General features: G+C 67.2%; 27 protein-coding genes. 10 read left to right on the forward strand and 17 right to left on the reverse strand.

The genetic code is table 11. The features are described from left to right. Positions 1-328 (reverse strand): helix-turn-helix domain-containing protein (locus tag NN2_RS12440; RefSeq protein ID WP_156511318.1); only part of this gene is annotated, 328 nt, incomplete at its 3' end. Then, positions 325-675 carry a ferredoxin gene (fdxA, locus tag NN2_RS12445; protein ID WP_063013270.1) on the reverse strand — a complete coding sequence of 117 codons (351 nt, stop codon included), beginning with the start codon at positions 673-675 and terminating at the stop codon, positions 325-327. The genes NN2_RS12440 and fdxA, both read right to left, overlap by 4 nt. A gap of 277 nt (positions 676-952) precedes the next feature. Here fdxA and ctaD point away from each other — a divergent pair, with 277 nt between their 5' ends. After that, on the forward strand, positions 953-2,674 hold the full coding sequence (gene ctaD, locus NN2_RS12450; protein ID WP_063013271.1) for an aa3-type cytochrome oxidase subunit I: 1,722 nt from the start codon (positions 953-955) through the stop codon (positions 2,672-2,674). Between the two features lie 1,076 nt (positions 2,675-3,750). Then, a complete protein-coding gene (locus NN2_RS12455; RefSeq protein ID WP_063013272.1) occupies positions 3,751-4,866 on the forward strand; it encodes a linear amide C-N hydrolase in 1,116 nt (371 codons plus the stop codon). A 508-nt stretch (positions 4,867-5,374) separates the two neighbouring features. Here the strand turns inward: NN2_RS12455 and NN2_RS12460 are convergent. Continuing rightward, on the reverse strand, positions 5,375-5,623 hold the full coding sequence (locus tag NN2_RS12460; protein ID WP_156511319.1) for a hypothetical protein: 249 nt from the start codon (positions 5,621-5,623) through the stop codon (positions 5,375-5,377). Positions 5,624-5,911: 288 nt separating this feature from the next. Between NN2_RS12460 and ku the strand changes: the two genes are divergently transcribed. Then, positions 5,912-6,868, forward strand: a complete 957-nt coding sequence (gene ku, locus NN2_RS12465; RefSeq protein ID WP_063013274.1) for a non-homologous end joining protein Ku — start codon at positions 5,912-5,914, stop codon at positions 6,866-6,868. 184 nt (positions 6,869-7,052) lie between these two features. Further along, positions 7,053-7,784, forward strand: a complete 732-nt coding sequence (locus NN2_RS12470; protein WP_063013275.1) for an RDD family protein — start codon at positions 7,053-7,055, stop codon at positions 7,782-7,784. A 66-nt stretch (positions 7,785-7,850) separates the two neighbouring features. Here the strand turns inward: NN2_RS12470 and NN2_RS12475 are convergent, their stop codons facing one another. The 9 genes from NN2_RS12475 to NN2_RS12515 all read right to left on the reverse strand — a co-directional run bounded on the left by NN2_RS12475 (position 7,851) and on the right by NN2_RS12515 (position 16,242). Beyond that, entirely contained in the window at positions 7,851-9,113 is a 1,263-nt protein-coding gene (locus NN2_RS12475; protein ID WP_063013277.1) for an acyl-CoA dehydrogenase family protein, read from the reverse strand. 124 nt (positions 9,114-9,237) lie between these two features. Further along, complete coding sequence (locus tag NN2_RS12480) at positions 9,238-9,663, reverse strand: DUF4189 domain-containing protein (protein ID WP_063013279.1); 426 nt, start codon at positions 9,661-9,663, stop codon at positions 9,238-9,240. Positions 9,664-9,771: 108 nt separating this feature from the next. Further along, positions 9,772-10,143 (reverse strand): metal-sulfur cluster assembly factor, encoded by a 372-nt coding sequence (locus tag NN2_RS12485; protein ID WP_063013282.1) that lies wholly within the window; start codon positions 10,141-10,143, stop codon positions 9,772-9,774. Beyond that, on the reverse strand, positions 10,136-10,633 hold the full coding sequence (sufU, locus tag NN2_RS12490) for a Fe-S cluster assembly sulfur transfer protein SufU (protein WP_063013284.1): 498 nt from the start codon (positions 10,631-10,633) through the stop codon (positions 10,136-10,138). The genes NN2_RS12485 and sufU overlap by 8 nt, the downstream gene beginning before the upstream one ends. 45 nt (positions 10,634-10,678) lie before the next feature. After that, complete coding sequence (locus tag NN2_RS12495; protein WP_063013286.1) at positions 10,679-11,938, reverse strand: cysteine desulfurase; 1,260 nt, start codon at positions 11,936-11,938, stop codon at positions 10,679-10,681. Between the two features lies 1 nt (position 11,939). Beyond that, the gene (gene sufC, locus NN2_RS12500) at positions 11,940-12,716 is read right to left on the reverse strand and encodes a Fe-S cluster assembly ATPase SufC (RefSeq protein ID WP_036502483.1); all 777 of its coding nucleotides are present in this window, start codon (positions 12,714-12,716) and stop codon (positions 11,940-11,942) included. A gap of 51 nt (positions 12,717-12,767) precedes the next feature. Beyond that, on the reverse strand, positions 12,768-13,961 hold the full coding sequence (gene sufD / locus NN2_RS12505) for a Fe-S cluster assembly protein SufD (protein ID WP_063013288.1): 1,194 nt from the start codon (positions 13,959-13,961) through the stop codon (positions 12,768-12,770). Then, complete coding sequence (sufB, locus tag NN2_RS12510; RefSeq protein ID WP_063013289.1) at positions 13,961-15,421, reverse strand: Fe-S cluster assembly protein SufB; 1,461 nt, start codon at positions 15,419-15,421, stop codon at positions 13,961-13,963. The genes sufD and sufB overlap by 1 nt, the downstream gene beginning before the upstream one ends. Further along, positions 15,418-16,242, reverse strand: coding sequence for a helix-turn-helix transcriptional regulator (locus tag NN2_RS12515; protein WP_082856946.1), 825 nt, complete (start codon positions 16,240-16,242; stop codon positions 15,418-15,420). The genes sufB and NN2_RS12515 overlap by 4 nt, the downstream gene beginning before the upstream one ends. A gap of 163 nt (positions 16,243-16,405) precedes the next feature. Here NN2_RS12515 and mptB point away from each other — a divergent pair, with 163 nt between their 5' ends. The 4 genes from mptB (at position 16,406) to NN2_RS12535 (ending at position 20,881) form a co-directional block, all read left to right on the forward strand. Beyond that, positions 16,406-18,103 carry a polyprenol phosphomannose-dependent alpha 1,6 mannosyltransferase MptB gene (mptB, locus tag NN2_RS12520; protein WP_063013336.1) on the forward strand — a complete coding sequence of 566 codons (1,698 nt, stop codon included), beginning with the start codon at positions 16,406-16,408 and terminating at the stop codon, positions 18,101-18,103. Then, the gene (locus NN2_RS12525; protein ID WP_063013291.1) at positions 18,100-19,032 is read left to right on the forward strand and encodes an ABC transporter ATP-binding protein; all 933 of its coding nucleotides are present in this window, start codon (positions 18,100-18,102) and stop codon (positions 19,030-19,032) included. The genes mptB and NN2_RS12525 overlap by 4 nt, the downstream gene beginning before the upstream one ends. Beyond that, the gene (locus tag NN2_RS12530; RefSeq protein ID WP_063013293.1) at positions 19,029-19,817 is read left to right on the forward strand and encodes an ABC transporter permease; all 789 of its coding nucleotides are present in this window, start codon (positions 19,029-19,031) and stop codon (positions 19,815-19,817) included. Before NN2_RS12525 ends, NN2_RS12530 begins: the two co-directional genes overlap by 4 nt. Positions 19,818-19,906: 89 nt before the next feature. Further along, positions 19,907-20,881 (forward strand): COX15/CtaA family protein, encoded by a 975-nt coding sequence (locus NN2_RS12535; RefSeq protein ID WP_063013294.1) that lies wholly within the window; start codon positions 19,907-19,909, stop codon positions 20,879-20,881. A gap of 66 nt (positions 20,882-20,947) precedes the next feature. Here NN2_RS12535 and NN2_RS12540 read toward each other — a convergent pair whose 3' ends face one another. Further along, positions 20,948-22,000, reverse strand: a complete 1,053-nt coding sequence (locus tag NN2_RS12540) for a phosphotransferase (RefSeq protein WP_245658676.1) — start codon at positions 21,998-22,000, stop codon at positions 20,948-20,950. A gap of 210 nt (positions 22,001-22,210) precedes the next feature. Here NN2_RS12540 and NN2_RS12545 point away from each other — a divergent pair, with 210 nt between their 5' ends. Further along, positions 22,211-22,429 carry an FmdB family zinc ribbon protein gene (locus NN2_RS12545; protein WP_030518435.1) on the forward strand — a complete coding sequence of 73 codons (219 nt, stop codon included), beginning with the start codon at positions 22,211-22,213 and terminating at the stop codon, positions 22,427-22,429. A 6-nt stretch (positions 22,430-22,435) separates the two neighbouring features. Here NN2_RS12545 and NN2_RS12550 read toward each other — a convergent pair whose 3' ends face one another. The 3 genes from NN2_RS12550 to NN2_RS12560 are packed head-to-tail and all read right to left on the reverse strand — an operon-like array spanning position 22,436 to position 24,465. Further along, positions 22,436-23,308 (reverse strand): class I SAM-dependent methyltransferase, encoded by an 873-nt coding sequence (locus tag NN2_RS12550; RefSeq protein ID WP_063910738.1) that lies wholly within the window; start codon positions 23,306-23,308, stop codon positions 22,436-22,438. A gap of 25 nt (positions 23,309-23,333) precedes the next feature. Continuing rightward, a complete protein-coding gene (locus NN2_RS12555; protein WP_063013298.1) occupies positions 23,334-24,113 on the reverse strand; it encodes a transporter substrate-binding domain-containing protein in 780 nt (259 codons plus the stop codon). Between the two features lies 1 nt (position 24,114). Beyond that, positions 24,115-24,465, reverse strand: coding sequence for a hypothetical protein (locus NN2_RS12560; RefSeq protein ID WP_063013300.1), 351 nt, complete (start codon positions 24,463-24,465; stop codon positions 24,115-24,117). Between the two features lie 82 nt (positions 24,466-24,547). Between NN2_RS12560 and NN2_RS12565 the strand changes: the two genes are divergently transcribed. After that, entirely contained in the window at positions 24,548-25,513 is a 966-nt protein-coding gene (locus tag NN2_RS12565) for a quinone oxidoreductase family protein (RefSeq protein WP_063013302.1), read from the forward strand. A 4-nt stretch (positions 25,514-25,517) separates the two neighbouring features. On the opposite strand, the gene NN2_RS12570 is transcribed toward NN2_RS12565, so the two are convergent. Then, positions 25,518-26,102, reverse strand: a complete 585-nt coding sequence (locus tag NN2_RS12570) for a TetR/AcrR family transcriptional regulator (protein WP_156511320.1) — start codon at positions 26,100-26,102, stop codon at positions 25,518-25,520. Positions 26,103-26,381: the final 279 nt, after the last annotated feature.

Genomic DNA, 26,381 nt, shown 5'->3' on the forward strand with positions numbered 1-26,381 from the left:
GGGCGGTGAGGATATCGGCGAGCAGCCGGTAGTTACGCGGCCCGGCGGGGTCCATCCCGCGATGGGCGCGAAACATTTGCGGAGGCCGGCCCGGGCCGGTGCGCGGACTGTCGACCCGCTCGGCCTGCCCGGCCTCGACCAGCGCCTCGAGGTGAAAACGCACCGTGTTCGGATGCAACTGCAGGTGCGCGGCGATATCGAGGATGCTCAACGCATCACGCGAGTCGCGCAATACCGCGAGCACCTCGCCGCGCCGCCCACCACCGGCCCCGGCCGGCGTCGCACGCGAACTGGACGGCGTGGCAGCGGACGTCGTTTCGCGCGTCATGGCTGGGCACTCCGTTTCGGCAGCGCGGCAACCAGCGGCGTATCCACCCCGACGGGGCCGAGTTTGGCTGCGCCACCGGGAAATCCGAGTGGTTCGCCGCGACCGGGCAAGGTCTCGCTGAAAAAGGCGGCGTTGTCGTCGAGGTAGGGCTCGAGTTCGGCCGGCAGGTCGTCCTGGTAATAGATCGCCTCCACCGGGCAGACCGGCACACACGCCCCACAGTCCACGCACTCGTCGGGGTGGATGTACAACGAGCGAGCACCGTCGTAGATGCAGTCGACCGGACACTCCTCCACACACGCCCGGTCCATCACGTCCACGCACGGCTCGCCGATCACATACGCCATACCTCTATTTATACATCCAAAGCTTGTATAAACTAAGACCGGTGACACACCCCACCGAATCTCCCGGCGCACGCCGTCGACAGCGGATCCGGTTCACATCACCCCGGCGTCTCGCTCAGCGCCCACAACGATGCACCGACAGGTCCGATCGCTCAACGGCCGGGGTACGCACCACCACGCCCGCCGAGGATGTCGACCGAGAGGGGATTCACCGTTGTCTGCAGCGCCCGTCGAAATCCAGCCCGTCCCGCAGGCCGAGCGCCCGTTCCCGGCGCGGATGGGCCCCAAGGGCGCGGCGATGTGGAAGATCGTCACCACCACCGACCCGAAACTGCTCGGCGTCATGTACATCTTCACCGCGATCTCGTTCTTCCTCATCGGCGGGTTGATGGCGCTGCTGATGCGTGCCGAACTCGCACGGCCCGGGCTGCAGTTTCTGTCGAATGAGCAGTACAACCAGTTGTTCACCATGCACGGCACACTCATGTTGCTGTTCTATGCGACACCGATCGTGTTCGGGTTCGCCAACTGCGTGCTGCCGCTACAGATCGGCGCTCCCGATGTGGCGTTCCCGCGGTTGAACGCGCTCAGTTACTGGCTCTACCTGTTCGGCGCCACCGTTGCGACCGCAGGATTCATAACCCCCGGTGGCGCGGCGGATTTCGGGTGGACGGCGTATGTGCCGCTGAGCCTGGCCGTGCACTCCCCCGGCGTCGGCGCCGACCTATGGGTGATGGGGGTGGCGGTCTCGGGTGTCGGCACAATCCTGGGGGCAGTCAACATGATCACCACCGTCGTGTGTTTGCGCGCGCCGGGCATGACCCTGTTCCGGATGCCGATCTTCACCTGGAACATCCTCGTCACCAGCATTCTGGTGCTCGAAGCGTTCCCGATCCTGACCGCCGCCCTGATGGGCCTGGAGGTGGATCGACATCTCGGTGGGCACATCTACGACCCGGCTACCGGCGGCCCGATCCTCTACCAGCATCTGTTCTGGTTCTTCGGCCACCCCGAGGTCTACATCGTGGCGATACCCTTCTTCGGAATCATCACCGAAATCCTTCCCGTGTTCAGCCGCAAACCCGTCTTCGGCTACACCGCTCTCGTGTACGCGACCATCGCCATCGCCGCACTTTCATCAGCGGTGTGGGCGCACCACATGTTCGCTACCGGCGCGGTGCTGCTGCCGTTCTTCTCCCTGATGTCGTTTTTCATCGCGGTACCTACGGGGGTGAAGTTCTTCAACTGGATCGGCACCATGTGGAAGGGGCACTTGACGTTCGAAACCCCGATGCTGTGGTCGCTGGGATTCGTCACCACCTTCCTGTTCGGCGGCCTGTCCGGGGTGCTGCTGGCGAGCCCGCCGCTGGATTTCCACATCACCGACACCTATTTCATCGTCGCGCACTTCCACTACGTGCTGTTCGGCACGATCGTGTTCGCGACCTTCGGCGGCATCTACTTCTGGTTCCCGAAGTTCACCGGCCGCTTCCTCGACGAACGCCTGGGCCGGCTGCACTTTTGGACCACGTTCCTGGGTTTCCACACCACATTCTTGGTGCAGCACTGGCTCGGCGCCGAAGGCATGCCCCGCCGCTACGCCGATTACCTTCCCGCCGACGGGTTCACCACCCTCAACACGATCTCTACGATCGGGTCGTTCATCCTCGGGTTCTCGATGATCACCTTCGTGTGGAACGTGTTCAAAAGCTACCGCTACGGCCAAGTCGTCACCGCCGACGATCCGTGGGGCTACGGCAACTCTCTGGAGTGGGCGACCAGCAGCCCGCCGCCGCGGCACAACTTTTACGAGCTGCCCCGAATCCGTTCTGAGCGACCAGCTTTCGAACTGCACTACCCGCACATGATCGAACGCATGCGCGCCGAATCCCACACCGGCTGGGGATCGGCGGGCCGCAGCCACGCCGCCGCGCTCACCGAGGCCCCGGCAGCGGGCCCGCAGGAATCGAATCGGGCGGATGAGTCCGATGCCGAGTAGATCGCGGCACCCGCAGCCAACCGAGCCACCCGACCGCTGGCCCGGACGCGACGACCCTCCTCTGTTCGGTGATCGGAGGACCACCGCGCCCGGCCGCGGTGGCTGGAGCGCGGGGTTCACCGCCGGTTCCGCGCGGTGTTCACCCGTCGCGGCCAGAGTTCGTCGGCGCCGACATCGAGCCGCCGCCAGAGAGGGTGATGATCGATGACATCGGTGAAGGTGACCTCGTGTGTGAACCTCGTTCGGTTGCGTCATCCTCGAGGGATATGGGCTCAGTGAGACTTCTCCGGCGGCATCTTTGCGCGATGCCACCCCTCCTCCACCTACCACCGACCCGCAGAGATTTCGAAATCAGTCGCGCCACAACCCCGGCCGACATCGATCCGGGGCGAGGCGCGGGCAATGGCTACTCAACTGCTCCACCCGCATCGATCGGGAGATGTGTACCGGGCGGCGTCGGACAGAAGGACCGCCGCCGCGTTGGCGACATCGAGTGACCGAACCCAGTCGACGTTCAGCAGGCTCATCGTCTTCGCCACAGCTGACGCATCCTCTCTGGTCGGACTAGGATCGTCGGGGAAAACGCCGCCACGACACGGTCACAACACGCTCGATTCTCGCCCCAACCTGGGCCATGTGGTGTCGATGCGGATGTATTCGACTGTTCGCACGCGACCATGGCCTCGATCACCGGCCGCGCCATCGGGGACCGGTCAGCCTGATTTGAGCTTCGACAACCCGATCATTGCCGCTCCAAGGCATCTCCGCCTACTTTCACCAGCTCATCGACCGGTGGATCCGGGCTCAGTGGGCACTGTTTCCATAGGTCGATCTCTGCGGTCACCGCATGCGCGCCCTCGCATCTACACCGCCGCGCGGGCCCGGACACAAAGTGACCGGACCAGCGGCATAGCTGGTCCCAATCTCGGCACGGACGGCCCGGGTTCGTGCCATTCCGAGCAGATCCCTGCCTACCGGGATGGCGTGGCCTAGCATGGCGTCACGGCTTCTCCCTGCCAAATCGGCGCATCCCCAAGGCGATGGACCCATGTCGAAAAGAAAGTGGGACCCATTTCATGTGCACTCGTGTGATCTGGCCGGATGCCGGCGGAGCAGTCATCGTCGGTCGCAACATGGACTTCCACCAGGAGCTGCATACCAACATTTGGAAGCTTCCACGCGGTATCGAGCGCGACGATCGAGTCAGAGGCAAGCTCCGTTGGATGGCCAAGTACGGCAGTGTCGTCTCCGGTGTCTACGACATCCTCTCGGCGGACGGCATCAATGAGAAGGGCATGGCTGGACATGTGCTGTGGCTGGCCGAGTCGGAGTACGGCAAACCCGATGATTCACGTCCTCAATTGGCGATGTCGGTGTGGCTGCAGTACTACCTGGACAACTTCCCCACCGTCGCTGCGGCCGTGGACTGGACCCGGCAGAACGACCCGCAAGTGGTCCCGATGACGGATCCGACCGGCGGTAGTCACCCGGCGATCCACCTCGCGCTGGACGATGCGTCCGGCGACTCTGTGATCCTCGAGTACATCGGCGGCGAACTGAATATTTTCCACAGCCGGGACTACCTCGTGATGACGAATTCGCCGACCTATGACAAGCAGCTCGAACTGGTGAAAAATTTCGAGGGGCTCGGCGGCGACGCCCCCTTGCCGGGCACGTGCGATGCTCGCGATCGGTTCGCCCGCGCGTTGTACTACGTGAAACATCAGGTCCAGCCGAAGACCCAATTGCAGGCCATCGCGGCGATGTACAGCATCATCCACAACGCCGCCCAGCCATTCCGCCTCGCCGAGCCGGGCAAGCCGGACGCCTCGCAGACGCTGTGGCAAACGGTTTGTGACCTGACAAACCTCCGCTACGTCTTCGAGTCGACCACCGCACCCAATATCGTGTGGGTGGATCTGGCCGACCTCGACTTCAGCGAGGGCTCCGGGGTCGCAAAAGTCGACCTGCTGAGCAAGCTCTGCCTCGAAGGCGGGCTGGCCGGCAATGTCGGCAAGGAGTTCAAGAAGCACCACACATTCCATATCGTCTCGATCGAGCAGGCCAAGCTCATCGGCGAAGCCGTTGAAGAGGCGAAGAGCGTTGCCGGCGAGACGAAGCCGCTACAGGAACTCGTCACCGAGATGCGCGACGCACTGCTGGTGAAGGCGGGGTACATCACCGCCGAGTAGCGCACCGGCCTCGCTCTACGGCAAGCGCGGCCGGTGCCTGACTGGGAGATCGAGCAGATGGCAGACACGTCACCCACGAACACGCTGACCGCCATTGCCGTCCCCCGGGCAAGCCGATAGTCCTGCGGCCACTCACGCCACGCCCACCGGGCGCCAGTTCGACCCGACCGACGAGGCAGGCAGTGTTCACCGCGATGGGTGGTGAGCAACGGCCGAGCGTGGCGGATGCTGTTTGCTCGTTCGGGGTGACGGCGCAGCTGCACGAGCACGTCACGACCTGCCGGGCATCAGCGACGAAACACCCGATTCACAGCTGGTAATCAGCGTCAATAGCCAACTGCCCTTTAGGAAATCGCAGTTCGGACCCGGGCCCATGTTCACAGTGCCCCGCCGGGGGCACACCGAAGATGGGAACGGGACCGGCGCGTCGCGATTGACGCGTTGGTCCACTTCGCCTAACGGGGCGGCTGCTGCTCGTTGACCGGGCGGAAATCGGGGAAGGAGATGCTCAGGCGACGTCGGTGTTGACCATAGTCAGAGACGTCGGCCCGGCGCTGATCGTGAGGGCAGTGAGCGCTTCGGCGAGCACCAATTCGACCTCGGTCGCGAAGTCGGTCACCGTTTTGTCGATCTTGGTCGCCTCGCGGCGGATAACGTCGGCCGATTTCTCTGCGGCAGCGAGCTTTTCGAGTTTGAACAACGCGCTTTGCACCTCATCCGATCCGCCGCCGCACGTTGACCACGTGCGCGCCGACACAGTCGCGACTAATGTTTAGATGCGCATATCCGTATCACAACATTGCGCGCCAGCCAAAGCGGTCAAAACGGCGAATCGACCCTGACGGACGGTTCAGCTGTCGGCGCGAAACGTCTCGAAAATAGCACTGCACGTGGGCAAACGACGTCTGCATCAGGACGTCCACAGGACGTCGCAGGTCCACGAACAGCAACAAACACCAACCGACAACACTCCTCAACAACCACGAACCCGCAGGTCGCGCCGCTTCGCCGGACAAAACCAACCGGTCATCAGTAGCATCAAAGGATGCGATCGATCTGGAAGGGTTCCATCGCGTTCGGGCTGGTGAATGTTCCGGTGAAGGTTTATACCGCCACCGAGGACCATGACATCAGGTTTCATCAGGTCCACGCCAAGGACGGCGGACGGATCAAGTACGACCGTGTCTGCACGGTGTGCGGGCAGTCGGTGGCCTTCGCGGATATCGATAAGGCGTACGAGTCGCCCGAGGGCGACAAGGTGATTCTCACCGACGAGGATTTCGCGAAGTTGCCGGTGGCCGAGAAGCACGAGATTCCGGTGCTGCAGTTCGTGCCCTCCGAGCAGATCGATCCGATCCTGTTCGACCGCAGTTACTATCTCGAGCCCGACTCCACGACACCCAAGGCGTACGTGTTGCTCGCGAAGACGCTCGATCAGGTGGACCGGGTCGCGCTGGTGCATTTCACGCTGCGGCAGAAGACGCGGCTGGCGGCGCTGCGGGTGCGTGACGGGGTGCTGGTGTTGCAGACGCTGCTGTGGCCGGACGAGGTGCGGGCCGCCGAATTCGAATCGCTCGACGATGCCGCCGCGCCGCGCTCGCAGGAGGTCGCGATGGCGCAGACGCTGGTCGACAGCATGTCGGAGGATTTCGATCCCGATCAGTACACCGACGACTATCAGATCGAGCTGAAGAAGCTGCTCGACGAGGCCATCGAATCGGGATCCGACCGCGTCACCCGCCACGAAGAGGCAGAACCGGCGCAGATGGATGCCGAGGTGGTCGATCTGGTGGCCGCGCTGCAGCGCAGCCTCGAAGCCACCGGCCGCGGTGGGGAATCCGGGAAGTCGAGCCGGGGCCGCGCCTCGAAATCCGCGGCCAAGTCGACCGCGAAGGCGACCACGAAGCGGGCCGCGTCGAAATCCACCGGCAAGTCGGCGAGCAAGTCGACCGCGAAGAAAGCGGCGCCCAAGGCCACGAAACAGACTCGCAAGGGGGCATAGCGCCCCGTCCGCGCACATTCGCCGAATCAGGCAATCGTGAGATATCCGACTGTTCGGCGCGCCCATTGCGCGCGGGTCGGCCATACTTTGGCGGGGCCTGGCGGTTACCGTACGGTGCAATCACAGTTCGACCCGGTCGGGGCCCGGATCGTCCCCGTACCACCAGCTTCCGGAGGAACCACATATGACCAACCCGTCGGACCCGAACGGCCCGTACGGCCAGCCGGGGCAACCGGGCTACGGGTATCCGCCCGCCGGCCCGCAGCCGGGCTACGGCGCACCCCCGCCGGGTTACGGCGCGCCGCCGCCCGGATATGCCGCTCCCCCTCCGGGATACGGTGCGGCACAACCGAATTACGGTGCGCCCGGTTACCCGCCGGCCGGACCCGGATACGGCTATCAGCAGCCGGGATTCGGCCCGCCCGCACCGTACGCCAGCTGGTTCGCGCGCGTCGGCGGCTACCTCATCGACGCGCTGATCGTCGGCGTCCCGCTGGCCATCCTGTACGGGCTCGCGTTCGGGCTCGGCACCAAGGAAGTGGACTGCTCGTTCGACGACGACCCGTACAGCTCGTCGTATTCCTACTCCAGCACGTGCACGGGGGGCGGCCTGACCGCAGTCGGCATCATCCTGTTGCTGCTGGCCATCGCCGTGGGTGTGGGCCTCGGACTGTGGCTCATCCATCAGGAGGGCACGACCGGTCAGACGCCCGGTAAGAAGGTCGTCGGCATCCGCGTGATCAAGGAAGCCGACGGTCAGGTGCTCGGTTTCGGCATGGCCTTCGTGCGCAAGCTCTGCCACATTCTCGACAACGCCCTGTGCGGCCTCGGCTACCTGTGGCCGCTGTGGGACGAGAAGAACCAGACCTTCGCCGACAAGATCGTCGGCACCATCGTGGTGCAGGCTCAGAAGTAACGTCGCTACCCAGCGCCTTCACGGCCCCGCGGTTTCCTCACCGGACGCAGGGCCGTTTCGCGCTGCTCACACGCCCTTGGGCGCCCGGGAGGACATGAATCCGAACAGGTAGCCCGCTACTCGCCGCATCTGAATCTCCTCCGCCCCCTCGGTGATTCGATAGCGGCGGTGGTGGCGGTAGATGTGTTCGAAGGGCTGGTGGCGGGAATAGCCGAGGCCGCCGAACACCTGCATGGCGCGATCGGCTGCCTCACAACACAATCGGTTGGCCCAGTAATTGCACATCGACACCTGTTCGGACGCGGCGAAGGTGCCGTGCCGATCCATGGTCCAGGCGGTCTTGTGGATCAGCGTGCGCAACATCTCGCACTGGGTGTGCAATTCGACCAGCGGGAACTGGATCGCCTGATTCTCGGCGAGCGCTTTGCCGAAGGGCTTGCGCTCCTTGGCATATGCCACCGCCCGGTCGATGCAGTATTGCGCCGCTCCGAGACTCGACGCCGCCTGGCGAATCCGGTTCTCGTTGAAGAAGTGCTGGACCACCGCCAGACCGCGGCCCTCGGGTCCGAAGACGGCGTCGGCGCCGACGCGCACATCGCGCAGGGTGACCCGCCCGTGATCGGTGGGCATGTTGAAGGTCCACAGATATTCCTCGACCGTGAATCCACGGGTATCGGGTGGCACCAGGAATGCGGTGATACCGGTGCCGTCACCCGCCTCGCCGGCGGTGCGCGCGAAGATCAGATCGGCGTCGGCGGTGTGAATGCCGGTATTCCAGGTCTTTTCGCCGTTGATCACCCAGCCGTCGCCGTCGCGCACCGCGCGGGTTTCCATATGCGTGGCGTCGGAACCGTGTTCGGGTTCGGTGATGCCGAAGGCGAAGAATTTCGTGCCCGCCGCCAGGCCCTCCACCCACTCCGCCTGCTGTTGTGGCGAACCGTATTCCAGCATCAGCAGCAGGCCCACGTTGTTGGCGACCACGGCATGTTCGTTCTGCAGATCGCAGTGCAGGCCGAGTCCCCGGCGGGCGAGGTGTTCGCGGATGACGGCCATATCGAGGTTGTCGCCGCCGCGGCCGCCGTATTCGGGTGGGAATGCGTAGCGGTAGTGCCCGGCGGCATCGGCTCGGCGGCGGGTCTCGGCGAGCAACTCCTCCCACTCGGCGCTGGGCAGCCCGCCGTGATACCAGTCGGTGCGCGCGTCCTCTCGGCGGTGGTCGAAGAAGCGGATGTTGTCGTTCTCGCGTTCGAGCGGCACGATCTCACGGTCGATGAAGGCATCCAGTTCGGCCAGATAGTCGCTGAGCTCGGAGGGTATGTCGAAATCCACTGCTGCTCCTACCGTTTCGGCCGGTCCGGCAATTCGGCCCTCACGATATCGCGCAGCAGGCCTTCCCGGGGAAAACAACGGCGGCCGACCTGGAACCAGGTCGGCCGCCGCGGGTGTGAAACGTTCAGTGCGCGTTCGCGGTGCAACTGCTCAAGGCGATGTTCGCCGGGCGCGGGATCGCGCTCCCCAGGTCGGGGAACGGCGGGGCGCTCGGCCCCAGGAAATCCCTCGCCTGCTTCTCCGCCTCGACCTGGGTCGGACCCCAGCCGACCGCGATCCGGCCGTCCGCTCCCTGGGCGACAGCACCGCAGCCGTTGCTGAAATCCAAGATGACGCGGCAATCACCGCGGCCGCAGTGCGCCCGGGCCGCGGCATCCGCGCTGGGCGCGTCGGCGAAATTGGTGGCCGCGGCGACCACTCCGCTGCTGTCGGAGTAGGCGATCGCACCGTGCAGGTCACCGTCGGCCTGAGCCGAACCGGCGGCACCGGCCACCGCGAAACCCGCACCGGCCATCACTGCGACGGCCGCCGAGCGGACGCGCGTAAACATATGGGACATCCGTGAATCCACCCCGTTCGAGTCTGCGTACTGGACGCAGGCGATCCTGCTCCACGGCGAACCCAGATGTCCACTTCGCCCCCTACCCGGTGACGAGAATCAGACCGTGAAGCCCAGTGCGCGCAGCTGCTCGCGGCCGTCGTCGGTGATCTTGTCCGGACCCCACGGCGGCATCCATACCCAGTTGATCTTCAGATCCTCCACCAAACCGCTGCGTACCAGCGCGTTTCGCGACTGGTCCTCGATGACGTCGGTGAGCGGGCAGGCCGCGGAGGTGAGAGTCATGTCGAGGACGGCCACGTCCTCCTCGACCCGCATCCCGTAGACCAGTCCCAGATCGACCACGTTGATGCCGAGTTCGGGGTCGACGACGTCACGCATCGCCTCTTCCATATCCTCGAGCAGCGCGATCTGCTCCTGGGACAGTTCGGCCCCGGTGTCCGTCTGTTCGGTTGCCGGCGTCTCAGTCATGACGTTCCCCATTTCCCGCGGACCTGTTGCCCATGGTCCGCTTGGTCTCTTCGGCCGAGGTTATCCGCACCACGGCGTCCTTGAACGCCATCCAGCCCAGCAGGGCACATTTCACCCGGGCCGGATATTTCGACACACCGGCCAGCGCGATGCCGTCGCCGATCATGTCCTCGTCGCCCTCGACCGTGCCGCGGCTCGAGATCATCTCGCTGTAGGAGTCGACCACCTTCAGCGCCTGCTGCACGGGCTGGCCGATGACCTGATCGGTGAGGATCGAGGTGGCGGCCTGGCTGATCGAGCAGCCCTGCCCGTCGTAGGACACATCGGCGACGTCACCGTTGTCGTCGATGTGCACCCGCAGGGTCACCTCGTCACCGCAGGTCGGGTTGACGTGATGCACCTCGGCACCGAACGGCTCCCGCAGCCCGCGATGGTGCGGATGCTTGTAGTGGTCCAGGATCACTTCCTGGTACATCTGTTCCATACGCATTGCGAATCTCACGCCCCGTTCACTGGTCGCTCGCGCTCACCGGATTCAACGGTCGGCCACACCGAAGAATTTCTGTGCCTTACGGACCGCGGCCACCAGCGCCTCCACCTCGTCGAGGGTGTTGTAGACCGCGAAGGAGGCCCGGGCGGTGGCGGGTACGCCGAGCCGGCGCATCAGCGGCCAGGCGCAATGGTGCCCGACGCGGATGGCCACGCCCTCGTCGTCCAGGATCTGGCCCACGTCGTGCGGGTGGATTCCGTCGACCACGAACGACACCGCGCCACCGCGATCCACGTTCTCGGTCGGTCCCACGATGTGCACGCCGTCGATCGCGCCGAGTCCCTCCAGGGCGGCGCCGACCAGCGTATGTTCGTGCGCGGCAACGGCGTCCATCCCGATCGCCTCGAGATACCGCACGGCCGCGCCCAATCCGACCACCTGCGAGGTCATCGGTACGCCGGCCTCGAACCGCTGCGGCGGCGCCGCGTAGGTGGTGGCTTCCATGGTGACCGTCTCGATCATGGATCCGCCGGTGATGAACGGCGGGGTCTCCTCGAGCAGGGCGTAGCGGCCGTAGAGCACGCCGACACCGGACGGACCCAGCATCTTGTGCCCGGAGAAGGCGGCGAAATCGATGCCGAGCTCACGGAAGTTCACCGGCATGTGCGGGACCGACTGGCAGGCGTCGAGCACCACCAGGGCGCCGACCGCCTTGGCGCGGCGCACCATCTCGGGCACGTCGGCGACCGCACCGGTCACATTCGACTGATGGGTGAACGCGACGACCTTGGTCGCGGGCGACAATTCCAGCGAATCCAGATCGATGCGCCCGTCGTCGGTGATGCCGTACCACTTCAGGGTGGCGCCGGTGCGACGCGCGAGTTCCTGCCACGGAACGAGATTCGCGTGATGCTCCAGCTCGGTGATCACGATCTCGTCGCCCGGTCCCACGTGGTACGGGAAGCGGTCGTCGGAGAACGAATACGTCACCAGGTTCAGCGACTCGGTGGCGTTCTTGGTGAAGACGATCTCGTTCGCCTCCACGCCCACGAAGCGCGCGATATCGGCCCGGGCGCCCTCGTAGGCGTCGGTCGCCTCCTCGGCGAGCTGATGCGCGCCGCGGTGCACGGCGGCGTTGGTGTGGGTGAGGAATTCGCGTTCGGCGTCCAGGACGGCCAGCGGTCGCTGCGAGGTGGCCCCGGAATCCAGGTACACCAACGGTTTTCCGTCACGCACCGTCCGGTTCAGGATCGGGAAATCGGCCCTGATCCTGGCGACGTCGAGTGTGCGTGTCACAGCGGTCATATCAGGCTCCCGCGGTCGCGGTCTGGGTGAAGCGGACGTAGCCGTTGGCGTCGAGTTCGTCGGCCAGCTCGGAGCCGCCCTCGGCCACGATGCGGCCGCCCACGAACACGTGCACGAACTGCGGCTGGATGTAGCGCAGGATCCGCGTGTAGTGGGTGATCAGCAGGACGCCGCCGTTCTCGCGCTCCTTGTAGCGGTTGACGCCCTCGGAGACGATGCGCAGCGCGTCGACGTCCAGACCGGAGTCGGTCTCGTCGAGGATGGCGATCTTCGGCTTGAGCAGGCCCAGCTGCAGGATTTCGTGGCGCTTCTTCTCACCGCCGGAGAAGCCCTCGTTGACGCTGCGGTCGGCGAAGGCGGCGTCGATTTCCAGCTCGCCCATCGACTCCTTGACTTCCTTGACCCAGTGGCGCAGCTTCGGGGCCTCGCCGCGCACGGCGGTCGCGGCGGTGCGCAGGAAGTTCGACATGGACACACCCGGCACCTCGACCGGGTACTGCATGGCCAGGAACAGGCCGGCGCGGGCGCGCTCGTCGACGGACATGGCCAGCACGTCCTCGCCGTCGAGGGTGATCGAACCCTGGGTCACGGTGTACTTCGGGTGTCCGGCGATGGCGTAGGACAGGGTGGACTTGCCGGAGCCGTTCGGGCCCATGATGGCGTGGGTCTCGCCCGACTTCACGGTGAGGTTCACGCCCTTGAGGATCTTGATGGGCTCGCCGTTCTCGTCGGGATTGGCGACTTCGGCGTGCAGGTCCTTGATTTCGAGGGTGGTCATTGCATTCCTTCTGGGCTGGTGGAGGTTTCGGGCTGCCGGGACGCGTCGGTGCTAGGCACCGATGGCGGCGAGTTCGGCCTCGATGGCCGACTCCAGCCGCTCCCGGATCTCGACGACCGCGATCTTCTGGATGATCTCGTGGAAGAAACCACGCACCACCAGACGGCGGGCAGCCTCCTCCGGAATACCGCGAGCACGCAGGTAGAACAGCTGCTCGTCGTCGAATCGGCCGGTCGCCGAGGCGTGGCCGGCGCCGAGGATCTCACCGGTCTCGATCTCGAGATTCGGCACCGAATCGGCACGGGCGCCGTCGGTGAGGACCAGATTGCGGTTCGCCTCGTAGGTGTCGGTGCCCTCGGCCTCCGCGCGGATCAGCACGTCGCCGACCCAGACGGTGTGCGCGTCGGGCTTGGCCGAGCTCGGATCGCCCTGCAGCGCACCCTTGTACAGCACATTCGACTTGCAGTGCGGCTGTGCGTGGTCGACCAGCAGGCGCTGCTCGAAATGCTGTCCGTCGTCGGCGAAGTACAGGCCCAGCAGTTCGGCGTCGCCGCCGGGGCCGTCGTAGCGCACGGTCGCGGTCAGCCGCACCAGATCGCCGCCGAGGGTCACATCGGTGTGCCGCAGCACGGCATCGCGACCCAGCTTGGCGTGATGGGCGGTGACGTGCACGGCGTCGTCGTCCCAGTCCTGGACCGCGACCACGGTCAGCTTGGCGCTGTCGCCGAGCACGAATTCCACGTTCTCCGCGTAGGTTCCGCTGCCGCGCTGATCGATGACCACCGTCGCGACCGCGAAGTTGCCGAGCCGGATCTGCAGATGTCCGAAGGCCGTCTTGTCCGCGCCGGGGCCGGTGACCCGGACGACGACCGGGCGGCCGACCTCGGTCTCGGCGCCGACCGACACCACGGTGGCCTGTTCGAAACCCGAATAGGCTTGGGCGGCAACACGATCGGTGGGCACCCCACCCTCGCCGAGCCGGGCGTCGTCACGGCCGACGGTCTCGACCGTCACACCGTCGATCACCGAGCCGTCGACGGCAGCGACCTCGATACCCGCTCGGCCGTCACGCACCGCGGTGCCGTCGTGCAGGCCACGCAGCCGGCGCAGCGGGGTGAACCGCCAGGCCTCGTCGTGGGCCGAGGGCACCTCGAAGGCGCCCACGTCGAACGAGGCGAACAGCTCACCCTTGTTGACGGCCGGGATGCGGGCCTCGCCCGCGACAGCCACATTCTCGACCGGCATCAGCCGACCGCTCCTTCCATCTGCAGCTCGATGAGCCGGTTCAGCTCCAACGCGTATTCCATCGGCAGTTCCTTGGCGATGGGCTCGACGAAGCCGCGCACCACCATCGCCATCGCCTCGTCCTCGGTCATGCCGCGGCTCATCAGGTAGAACAGCTGATCCTCGGACACCTTGGAGACGGTGGCCTCGTGGCCCATCGTCACGTCGTCCTCGCGGATGTCGACGTAGGGGTAGGTGTCGGAGCGGCTGATCGTATCCACCAGCAGCGCATCGCATTTCACGGTCGACTTGGAGCCGTGCGCACCCTTGTTGACCTGAACCAGGCCGCGGTAGGACGCCCGGCCGCCACCGCGCGCCACCGACTTCGACACGATGGTCGAGGAGGTGTGCGGCGCCAGATGCAGCATCTTCGAGCCGGTGTCCTGGTGCTGGCCCTCGCCCGCGAACGCCACCGACAACACCTCACCCTTGGCGTACTCGCCGGTCATCCAGACCGCCGGGTACTTCATGGTGACCTTGGAGCCGATGTTGCCGTCGATCCATTCCATGGTCGCGCCCGCCTCTGCCTTGGCCCGCTTGGTGACCAGGTTGTAGACGTTGTTCGACCAGTTCTGGATGGTGGTGTAGCGGCAGCGGCCGCCCTTCTTCACGATGATCTCCACGACCGCGGAATGCAGCGAGTCGGACTTGTAGATCGGCGCGGTACAACCCTCGACGTAGTGCACGTAGGCGCCCTCGTCGACGATGATCAGGGTGCGCTCGAACTGGCCCATGTTCTCGGTGTTGATCCGGAAGTAGGCCTGCAGCGGGATGTCGACGTGCACGCCCGGCGGGACGTAGATGAAGGAGCCACCCGACCACACGGCGGTGTTCAGCGCGGAGAACTTGTTGTCGCCGGCCGGGATCACCGAGCCGAAGTACCGCTGGAAGATCTCCGGGTGCTCGCGCAGGCCGGTGTCGGTGTCGAGGAAGATGACGCCCTGGGCCTCGAGATCCTCGCGGATCTGGTGATAGACCACCTCGGACTCGTACTGGGCGGCCACACCGGCGACCAGGCGCTGCTTCTCGGCCTCCGGGATGCCCAGCTTGTCGTAGGTGTTCTTGATGTCCTCGGGCAGATCTTCCCAGCTCTCGGCCTGCTTCTCGGTCGAGCGCACGAAGTATTTGATGTTGTCGAAGTCGATGCCCTCGAGGTTGGAGCCCCAGCTCGGCATCGGCTTGCGGTCGAAGATCCGCAACGCCTTGAGGCGGGCGTTGAGCATCCACTCGGGCTCGTTCTTCTTCGCCGAGATGTCGCGCACGACGTCCTCGGACAGGCCGCGCTTGGCGCTGGCGCCGGCGATATCCGAATCCGCCCAGCCGTAGCCGTAGGTACCCAGCGAGGCGATGGTCTCCTCTTGGGTCAGGGGCTGGTTCTGGGGCGCATCGGATTCACGGCTCGCCGCGGTGGTCGACGTCATTCGGCACTCCTTCCGGAGTCGTTTCGAGCTGCCGTTGCGGGCTGTACAACGGCGCGGGTGGCGGGCTGAGCATTGCTCGTCGGGGGATTGCTCGTCGGGGGAACGGACAGGGGTACGTGGGTGGTGCAGGCGCAATCACCGTTGGCGATGGTCGCGAGCCGCTGTACGTGGGTTCCGAGCAGCTCGCGAAACGCCTCGAGTTCGGCGGCGCACAGTTCCGGGAACTCCTCGGCCACATGCGAGACCGGGCAGTGATGCTGGCATATCTGGACGCCGGAGCCGACCTTGCGAGTGGTGGCGGCGAATCCGGCGTCGCTGAACGCCTCGGCGATCTCCTCCGCCTTCTCCGAGGTGGCGGCCGGGGTGTGCTGAGCCAGGCGATCGATACCGGCGACGATCACACCGACGCGACGGCGAGCGAAATCCATGATCGCGTTCTCGCCGCCGATCTCGCGCAGCTGCCGCATCGCGGCTCCCGCCAGATCGTCGTAGGCGTGGCCGAGCCGGCCGCGACCGGCCGCGGTCAGCTGGAACTGCTTGGCGGGACGACCGCGGCCCTGCTGTTGCCACGGTGCCGAGCGCATGGCCCGGGCCTCGCCGGATTCGATCAGCGCGTCGAGATGACGACGCACGCCGGCCGGGCTCAGACCCAGCCGCTGCCCGATGGCCGTCGCGGTAATCGGACCCTCCTCCAGCAGCAGCTGGACGACGGCCGCGCGAGTATGCCCCTCACCGGCGGCGGCCGCGGGCGCGGCGGAAGGCCGGGCGCCCTGCTGACGCTCGGTATTCACCTCGTTCTCCCGCAAACCCACGGTTTTCACAACATCAGTGTGACGGAATTATTTCCCGCATTCTAGTAAGGGTGCCCTGAATCGCAGCCGGATGCGGCTCCGACCTGGGCATCGACCGCCGGTGCAATATGTCACGGCCCGCGCCGCGACGTTGCGACGGCCGCGGCTCCCACCCCGGCTACGCTTGACCTCCGTGGCGGTTGTGGAAGGCGCATGGCGTAGGAGCATCGAGATCGGACGCCGGGCCCTGGGCCTGGACGTCCCGCCCGCCGATCACACCATCGCGGTACTACACACCGTCGAAGCCGACGCGCCGGGGCTGGACAGCCGGGAAACCGCGCAGTTCAAGCGAATTCGGCTGCTCGGCGCCACCGGCTCGGTGCTCATGGCGATCAGCGCGCTGGGCGTCGCCGCCCAGCCGGTACTGCAGAATCCGGTCTCCGGTGTCCGGGTGATCGGCGTCTTCGCACGCTGGCAGACCTCGTCGCTGGCGCTGTGCATGATCGGCACGGTCTTCGTCGTGATGGCGTGGCTGCTGCTCGGCCGCTTCGCGGTCGGCGGTTTCGGCGGCTCCCCCGTCCATCGGCTCAGCCGCTCGCAGCTGGATCGCACGCTGCTGCTGTGGATCATCCCGCTGTCGGTGGCGCCGCCGCTGTTCTCCAACGACGTCTATTCGTATCTGGCGCAGGGCGAGATCGCGGCCCGCGGCCTCGACCCGTACGCCGTCGGCCCGGCCACCGGCCTGGGCCTGCACAACGTGCTGACCTACAACGTGCCCAACATCTGGCGCGACACTCCCGCCCCGTACGGACCGCTGTTCGTCTGGATGGGCCGCGGGATCGCCCATGTGACCGGCGACAACATCATCGTCGGCGTATGGGCGCATCGGTTGCTGGCATTGGCCGGGGTGGCTCTGATCGTCTGGGCGCTGCCGCGCCTGTCGCGGCGCTGCGGAGTCGCGCCGGTCAGCGCGCTGTGGCTGGGCGCGGCCAATCCGCTGGTGCTGTTCCATTTGGTCGGCGGCGTGCACAACGAAGCCTTGATGCTGGGCCTGATGCTGGCCGGGGTGGAGTTCTGCCTGCGCGCGCTGGCTACCGAGCACACATCCGGGCTGGGCGGGTTCGACCAGCGCGGCTGGCTCCTGCTGACCTTCGGCGCCGTGGTGATCACGCTGTCGTCGGCGGTGAAGATCCCCTCGATCATCGCGCTCGGATTCGTCGGCATGGCCCTGGCCCGGCGCTGGGGGCGCGGCTGGCGGCCGTTGCTGGCCGCCGCGGCGGTCCTCGGCGCGATCACCGTGGTCACCACGTTGTTCGTCAGTTACACCTCCGGGCTCGGTTTCGGCTGGACACACACCCTCAATGCCGCCAGCACCGTGCGCAGCTGGATGTCGCTACCCACCGCGGTCGGCATCGTCACCGGATTCGGCGGCGTGCTGCTGGGACTGGGCGACCACACCACCGCGCTGCTGAGCATTACCCGCCCGATCGCCGCGGTCGTGGCGGCGCTGATCACCATGCGCATGCTCATCGCCACGTGGACCGGGCGGTTGCAGCCGGTCGGCGCGATGGGTGTGTCGCTCGCGGCGATAGTGCTGCTGTTCCCGGTCGTGCAGCCGTGGTATCTGCTGTGGGCGATCATGCCGCTCGCGGCGTGGGCGACCACTCCCGCGTTCCGAGTCCCCGCCGTGGTGTTCTCCGCGGTCGTGAGCGTGATCCTGATGCCGCGCGGCGCGGATTTCGGGGTCTTCCAGATCATCGAGGCGGCGGTCGCCGTGGTCATCGTCGCGCTCGGATTCATCGCGGTGACCCGGAACCTGCTGCCCTGGCGTAACCGGACAGGGGTGTCTGCTCCGTCACAGCCGGGCCCGGCATACGGTGTCTCATCGTGAGCGCAGCCTCGGAACCCGCTGTCTGTATCGACGGTGTTGTGAAACGCTACGGCGACACCACCGCCGTGGACGGGATCGCTTTCGAGGTCGGACGTGCGGAGGTGCTGGCGCTGCTGGGGCCCAACGGCGCCGGGAAGACCACCACAGTCGAAATGTGTGAGGGGTTCCTCTCCCCCGACGCCGGTTCGGTGCGAGTGCTCGGGCTGGATCCGGTCGCCGATTCGGATCGCCTGCGCCCGCGCATCGGTGTGATGCTGCAGGGCGGCGGGGCCTATCCGGGTTCGCGGGCCGGCGAGATGCTCGATCTGGTCGCCTCCTACGCCGCCGATCCGCTCGATCCGCAATGGCTGCTCGACACCCTAGGCCTGCACGACGCTCGCCGCACCCCGTATCGGCGACTCTCCGGTGGTCAGCAGCAGCGCCTCGCGCTCGCGTGCGCGCTGGTGGGGCGACCCGAGCTGGTCTTCCTCGACGAGCCCACGGCCGGAATGGACGCGCAGGCCCGGCATCTGGTGTGGGAGCTGATCGATGCGCTGCGCCGCGACGGCGTCGGCATTCTGCTCACCACGCACATGATGGACGAGGCCGAACAGCTGGCCGACCGGCTGGTGATCATCGATCACGGCCGCATCGTCGCCGCCGGTACCCCGGCCGAGGTGACCTCCGCCGGCGCGGAAGGCCAACTACGTTTCAGCGCGCCGCCGAAACTCGACCTGTCGCTGCTGGAGAGCGCACTGCCGGAAGGTTTCGCGCCCAGCGAGACCGCGCCCGGCTCCTATCTGCTGTGCGGCGACATCACCCCGCAGGTGCTGGCCACCGTGACCGCCTGGTGCGCGCGAATCGACGTGCTGCCCACCGACATTCGCATCGACCAGCGCCGCCTGGAGGATGTGTTCCTCGAACTGACCGGACGGGAGCTGCGCGGATGACCCGGACCGCCCCTCGTTTCACCCCCGGCACCTTCAGCCCCGCACCGCGGCCGGCCCCGCGCCTGGCGATGCTGACCGCGCAGACCCGCATGGAACTGATCCTGTTGCTGCGCAACGGCGAACAGCTCCTGCTCACCATGTTCATCCCGATCACGCTGCTGATCGGGCTGACTCTGCTGCCGCTGGGCTCGAGCCTCGGCGAACACCACAAGGTCGACCGGATCGTGCCGGCGGTGATGATGGTGGCCATCATGTCCACCGCGTTCACCGGCCAGGCCATCGCGGTCGGCTTCGACCGCCGCTACGGTGCGCTGAAACGCTTGGGCGCCACGGCATTACCGCGCTGGGGCATCGTCGGCGGCAAATGCGCGGCGGTGCTGATCGTGGTGGTCCTGCAATCGGTTCTGCTCGGCCTGATCGGCGTCGCACTGGGCTGGCGGCCCTCGATCGGCGGCCTGCTGCTGGGCGCGTTCGTCATCATGCTGGGCACCGCCGCCTTCGTCGCGATGGGACTGCTGCTGGGCGGCACCCTCAAGGCCGAGATCGTGCTCGCGCTCGCCAACATCCTGTGGTTCGTGATGCTGGGAGTGGCGAGCCTGGTCTTCGCCTCCGACAACCTCCCGCACGCGGTGACGCTGATCGCGCGACTGATCCCCTCCGGAGCGCTGGCCGAGGCACTGGACCAGGCGTTGCACACCAGCGTGGACTGGTACGGCATCGCGGTGCTCGTGGTGTGGGGCGCGGTGACGGGCTGGCTCGCGACGCGCTGGTTCCGCTTCGACTGAATCACCGGACCCGACCCGGGTGTGACGGCAACGACACAACGTAGTAGCCCCGGTGCGGGCGCGGATCCGGCTGCGTCTACCATCGTTTCGTGCTGTCACGCGCGTTTGTGCGACTGGTCGACTTTCTGCCGCTGCCCTCCCTGCGGGTGCAGCGCATCTTCGCGTTGGCGGTGATCCTGTCCCAAGCGGGCATCTCCGTGACGGGCGCGATCGTGCGCGTCACCTCCTCCGGCCTGGGCTGCCCGACCTGGCCGCAGTGCTTCCCCGGCAGTTTCACCCCCACCGCCCACGCCGAAGTTCCGGCGCTCCACCAGGCGGTCGAATTCTCCAATCGCATGCTCACCTTCGCGGTGACACTGTGCGCGGCGCTGATCGTGCTCGCCGTGGTACGCGCCCGGCGGCGGCGCGAGGTCGTCGTCTATGCCTGGCTGATGCCCGGCGGCACCGTGCTGCAGGCCGTGATCGGCGGAATCACCGTGCGCAGCGGATTGCTGTGGTGGACGGTGTCGGTCCACCTGCTGGCCTCGATGCTGATGGTGTGGCTGGCGACGCTGCTGTTCGCCAAGGTCGGCGAACCCGACGACGGGGTCGACGTCGTGCAGGTCCCGGCACCCCTGCGCTGGCTGACCGCACTGAGCGCGGTCGCGATGACCGGCACACTCATCGCGGGCACCCTGGTCACCGGCGCCGGACCGCACGCCGGGGACAAGAGCACCGAACGGCCGGTGGCGCGCCTGCAGATCGAGATCGTCACCCTGGTGCACGCCCACGCCGAACTGCTCGTGGCGTATCTGGCGCTGCTCGTCGGCCTCGGCTTCGGACTGGCCGCGGTGGGGATGACCCGCGCGATCCGGGTGCGTCTGATCGTGGTGATCGCGACGGTCTGCGCCCAGGCGCTCGTCGGCATCGTCCAGTACTTCACCCACGTTCCCGCGGCGCTGGTGGTCGTGCACGTCGGCGGCGCCACCGCGTGCATCGTCGCGACGGCCGCGTTGTGGGCCTCGATGCGCACCCGCGAACAGGTCACCGCGCCCGCCCCCGAAGCAGCCGCCCGCGCCGCCTGAACCGGGGCGCGCGCTGCCGTCGTCACGCCCGGCCGCGCGAACTCCTGCCTCCGCTGAGCAAGTGCACTACGCCGGTGTCCGATCGAGTGCGTCCCAATCGCGGATCGCGGCGCAACTGCGCCGCACCATCGCGGCGAACATCTCGTCCCCGCGCGGCGTGACCGTGCCGTAGGCAGCGCCGAACACCGCGACCAGCGGCCCCTGCACCAGGGCGAAACCGTAGTCGCGCCGGCACTGATCCAGTGTGTAATCGCCGACGCCGTAGGAACACAGTGCGCGCCAATAGGTTTCGATGATGGAGTCCTCGTGCGCCCGCCGGAGGTCCGGTTCGAGGCCGGTGGCGACGAAATACGACAGATCACGCGCCGGCAATCCGAGACCGAGCGTCTGCCAGTCCAGCGCCCACACCTCGACCTCGCCACTGTCTTCGGAGAACATCAGATTGTCCAAGCGGTAGTCGCCGTGGACCGGCGCGAAACGATCGGGCGCCGCCAGCAGCCAGTCGGCGATGCCGGGAACACAGGCGCGCAAGGTGTCGCGGTCGGCCGGGGACAGCCGCTCTCCCAGGCGCTCGAGGAAGATCTCCGTCGCCGGACCGTACAACTCCGACAGGGCCTGCGCCTCGGCCGCACCGTTGAAGTTCAGCCCTTCGATCGCGGACAGGCCGGGATCGCACCAGCGGGGACCGTGCAGTCCCGCCAGATTCCGGACCGCCGCGTTCGCCTGCGCCACCGTGCATCCCGCGATCTGATCGCCCTGGCGCGCCGGCGCGAGATCGTCGAGCAGCAGGGTGAATTCCGCTCCGTCACCGGCGAATTCGGCGAAATGGCAGGTGGGCACCCGCACCGAGACGGTGGGTGCGATCTCGCGGTAGAAGCGGATCTCCTGCCGATAAGCGCCCGCGACCATGGCACGCGCGGCCGGGTCGGCGGCGGGCAGTTTCGACATCAACCGCGCGGGCGCCGATTCGCCGTCGATCTCGAGCCGGAACACCGAACCCATCTGCCCGGTGCCCACCGGCGTCGCGGTGACCGCGCGCACCGGCGTCGACAGCGCCCGGCTCAACCACTGTGGGGTGATCCGCTCGGCGTCCACCACGACCTCCGCCATTGCCGTCATCCGCGGACTCCCTTCACCCGGACACAATGCCGGACATGTGTCCAGGACAATAACACGGCCGGGCGGCTCGGATACCGGAATGAGGGAGGCAGATGATGCGGTCATGGCCCACCCAGGCCGGGCGCTCACCGACGATCACGGCCGGATATCGAGCGAAGCTGGCCGGAACCCTGGCGATCCGGTCCACCGCGGACGCGACATAATTTCCTCATGCCGACCTACGCCTACCGCTGCCGGGAATGTACGGAATCGTTCGAACTGACCCGGCCGATGAGCGAATCCGGCGACCCGGCTCTCTGCCCGGGTGGCCACAGCGACACCGTCAAACTGCTCACCACGGTCGCCTTGACCGGTAAGGCCGCGGGGTCGGCCGCCGCACCGCCCGCGCCGACCGGCGGCGGTTGCTGCGGGGGCGGCTGCTGCGGCTGATCGCGGTCAGGCGCGGTCGGCGATCAGCGCCCGCCCCAATCCGTAGGCACGGGACTGGCGGGCCGGTACGCCGAGCCGGCGCGCCGCCTCGATCAGCTCCACATCGGCGGTGACGGTGAGCCCGTAACGCGTTGTCAGCGCGGCCATATCCGCCGGCGACCACGCCGATACGTGCGGTTCGTCCGCGAGCGGATCCCGGCCACCGGACAGCTTGCTGAACAGGCGCATACCGGCCCGGCCCAGTCCGGCGAGGCGGTTCGGGGTGGGATAGGTCGCGATCAGCCGGCTGCCGGGCGCGCTGCGGGCGGCGACGACCGCCAGCGTCGATTCGACCTGCGGCTGCGTCAGATACGGCAGGACCCCCTCCCACACCCACGTGGTCGTCGCCTCCGCGCGATGGCCCGCCTCGGTCAGTCGCGCCCCCAGGTCGTCGCGGCCGAATTGCACCGGCACATAGGTCAGCGACTTCGCGACCGGCACCAGTGTGCCCACCCGCTCGCGCTTATCCCGTTGCGAGGCAGGATGATCCACCTCGAATACGTCGGCCGCGGGGTGATCCGTCCGCCAGGCCCGCCCGTCGAGTCCGGCGCCGAGAAGCACCAACTGCGCGGCGGACGCCTCGCGGATCGCCTCGTCGATGACGACGGTGCGGGTTGCGAGGACGGCGGCCGTGGCGGTGAGCATCTCGTATTCGAGCCGCTCCCGCCAGCCGCCGGGGGGATGCTCGGCTCGGGCGCGCCGCACCGCCGCCAGTTCGTCGTCGTGAAGTAATTGCGCCGCAATGGGATCCGAGAATCGCCCGACCGCCAGTCGCCCGTCGGCCACTGCCCGGCCCTGACAGACCAGCACCGCGGTCCGGCTCGCCGCTTTATCCGTCACCCCGTCGATTATGGTCGGGCGGCGCTCAGGCGGTGGCGTGCGGCCCGATCCATTCCGCGACACGCCGGTCGACTCCCCCGGTGGCCAGCTGACTCGCCAGCCAGGCGTTCACCGTCAGCGCGGTCGGCACATCGTTCTTCGGCAGCAGGAACACCTTGCCGAAGGAGTCGAACGGTGTCTCCGGATGCAGGACCCGCAGGTCGGGATGCTGCCGCACGCGATAGCGGCCCTCCACCGAATCGGTGACGAAGACGTCCGCGCGACCGGCGGTGATCTGATCGAAAATGGTGACGTTGTCGGGCCATACCGTCAGCTGCGCATGCGGGAAATGGGCGCGGGCGAACTGTTCGTTGGTGCCGCCGCGGTTGACGATCACCCGCACCTGGGGCTGATCGACCTGCTCGATCGTCGCGTACTTCCCGGCGTCGGCCGCACGCACGATCGGGGTCTTGCCGTCGGTGCCGTAGCTCAGCGAGAAGTCGGCGTAGGCGCGCCGGGCCGCGGCGTCGGATATTCCGCCGACCCCGAGATCGCAGGCGTGCGCCGAGAAATCGCTGCCCATCGAGGCCCAAGTGGTCGGCACGAATCGCAGCGGGCGCCCCCGCAGCTGCGCCATATCGCGGACCAGGTCGACGTCGATGCCCCGGTAGCCGCCGTGGCCGTCGGTCACCGAATAGGGCGGGTAGTCACCGGTGGTGCAGACCCGCAGGGCCGCGGGATCCTCGGCGCGCGCCGGGGCGATCATCGTCAGGACCGCGGCCGCACCGGCCGTCGCGGCGGCGATCAGCCGATGCCGCAGAGCCATCTCAGTTCTCGTTGCGCGCCTTCGGGAACCGGGCCTGGTGGGCGACCCAGCCGGCCATCCGCGCCCAGTGTCCCTTCGCCGGGGTGGCGACCGAACTCAGATCGCGATCCCAGTGCTCGGTTTCGGCGAGGCCGTCGACGGCCTCGACGACCGCCTTGGCGGTGGCCAGATCCGCGACGACTCGATCGCCGAGCACACCGTCGGCGCCGACGAGGGTGATGCGGACCCCGATGCGCCCGATCGGCTGCAGTACGGCCGTACCCGAACCACCGTGGGCGGCGACGAACTTCTTGACCGACTCGATGACGGCGGACGACGGCGTGACCGGGGCCGCGGTGGCGGTTTCGCTCATGGCGTGGAGTTTACCGTCCGGTAGGGACGGCCCAACCGCCCTACCGGTGTTCGTGGCGCGAGGGGGTGTAGAACTGAAAGCCATGCGCGCCATTCAGGTCAGCGAACACGGCGGTCCCGAAGTTCTCGTCGCGACCGAGGTCGACGATCCGGTCATCGGGCCGAATCAGCTGCTCGTCGATACAGAGGCGGCCGGTGTCAATTTCATCGACACCTATATCCGCATCGGCACCTATCCGCAGGAGGTGCCCTACATCCCGGGTTCCGAGGGCACGGGTGTGGTCGCCGAAGTCGGTTCCGAGGTGACCGAATTCACCGTCGGTGATCGGGTCGCGTGGGCCGCCGCCCCCGGAAGTTATGCGGAGAAGGTCGCGGTCAATGCGGCGGTGGCGGTGGCCGTGCCGGACGGGGTGCCGCCGGCGGTGGCGGCCTCGGCGCTGTTGCAGGGCATGACCGCGCACTACCTGATCGAATCGGTCTACACGCCGCAGCCGGGCGAGACGATTCTGGTCCACGCCGGCGCCGGCGGCGTCGGGCTCCTGCTGACCCAGCTGGCCGCCGCCCGCGATATCCGGGTGATCACCACGGTGTCCACCGACGCGAAGGAAGAGTTGTCCCGCGAGGCCGGCGCCGCACATGTGCTGCGCTACGGCGACGATCTCGCCCAGCGCGTACGCGACCTCACCGACGGGGTCGGGGTGGCCGCGGTCTACGACGGGGTGGGCGCGGCGACGTTCGAGGCGAGCCTGGCGGCCCTGCGCATCCGCGGCATGCTGGCGCTGTTCGGCGCCGCCAGCGGTCAGGTGCCGCCGTTCGATCTGCAGCGGCTCAATCCGGCCGGCTCGCTGTTCGTCACGCGCCCGACACTGGCCCACTACACCCGCGATCGCGCCGAATTGACTTGGCGCGCAGGCGATGTCCTCGACGCCGTCGCCGACGGGACGCTGCGGGTGCGGATCGGCGCGCAATATCCCCTTGCCGAGGCCGCGCAGGCACATCGAGATCTGCAGGCCCGCAAGACCACCGGGTCGATCGTGCTGGTGCCCTGAGCGGTCAGTAGTCGCGGCCGGTGAGCCCCCGGTAGACGAATCGGGTCAGCCCGGCCACCGCCTGCTCGTCGTCGACGGCGACCACGCCCTCCTCGACCGCCTCCAGCAGTGCGCGGATCAGGAGGAACATCATCGCCACGCTGACGTCCGGGGTGCTCGGCAGGCGGAGTCCGGCCGCGCCGAAACCGTCGACGTGGTCGACGACCTCCTCGAGTTGACCGGCTGTGAACCGGTTGGCCAGCCGCGCAAACTCCTCGTCGACCAGCGCCGCCTGCGTCACCGCCCGCAGTACCGGCCAATTGCGGCGAGCGAAGGTCCAGTACTGCTCGATATGGAATTCGACGGCCGCCGGCTTGGTGAAATCCGGATCGTGCGCACTCGCCTCGGCCGACGTATCCCCTTCGGCCGCAAAGTCTTCCAGCAGCGCCCGGAGTAGCTGTTCTTTCCCTCGAAGTGGTTGTAGAACGATCCCGCCGACCGTCCGGCCGCCGCGGTGATGTCGGTAATCTTGGTACCGGGGCCCGCACGCGACCCGCCTGACCTTCGGTGCGCCGGCCTCGGCCACGGAAGCCCCCCGGGGTGCGGGCATATTCGATCCTCGCGACCGGCCCGGCCCGGGTCAGCTCATCGCCGTCGACGGCCACGCCTTCACCGAGTACGCGGCCACTGCGGGCACGCAGGTACAGGTGCGACCGGACGGATATCTGGCATGGCATCGGCAGGGGTGACCCGCCGACGACCCGGCCACGCCGATGGTGGATGATCTGTGCTGCCGCCCAAGCCGATTCGCCCGCTTCGCCGTACCGTCGTACGGTGGTCGGGCGGTCGCTCGGGGCGGCCGGCAGAACAGGCATCGGTCAGGGGTTGA

Origin of the sequence: Nocardia nova NBRC 15556, assembly GCF_001613005.1 — a bacterium.
GTDB lineage: Bacteria > Actinomycetota > Actinomycetes > Mycobacteriales > Mycobacteriaceae > Nocardia > Nocardia nova.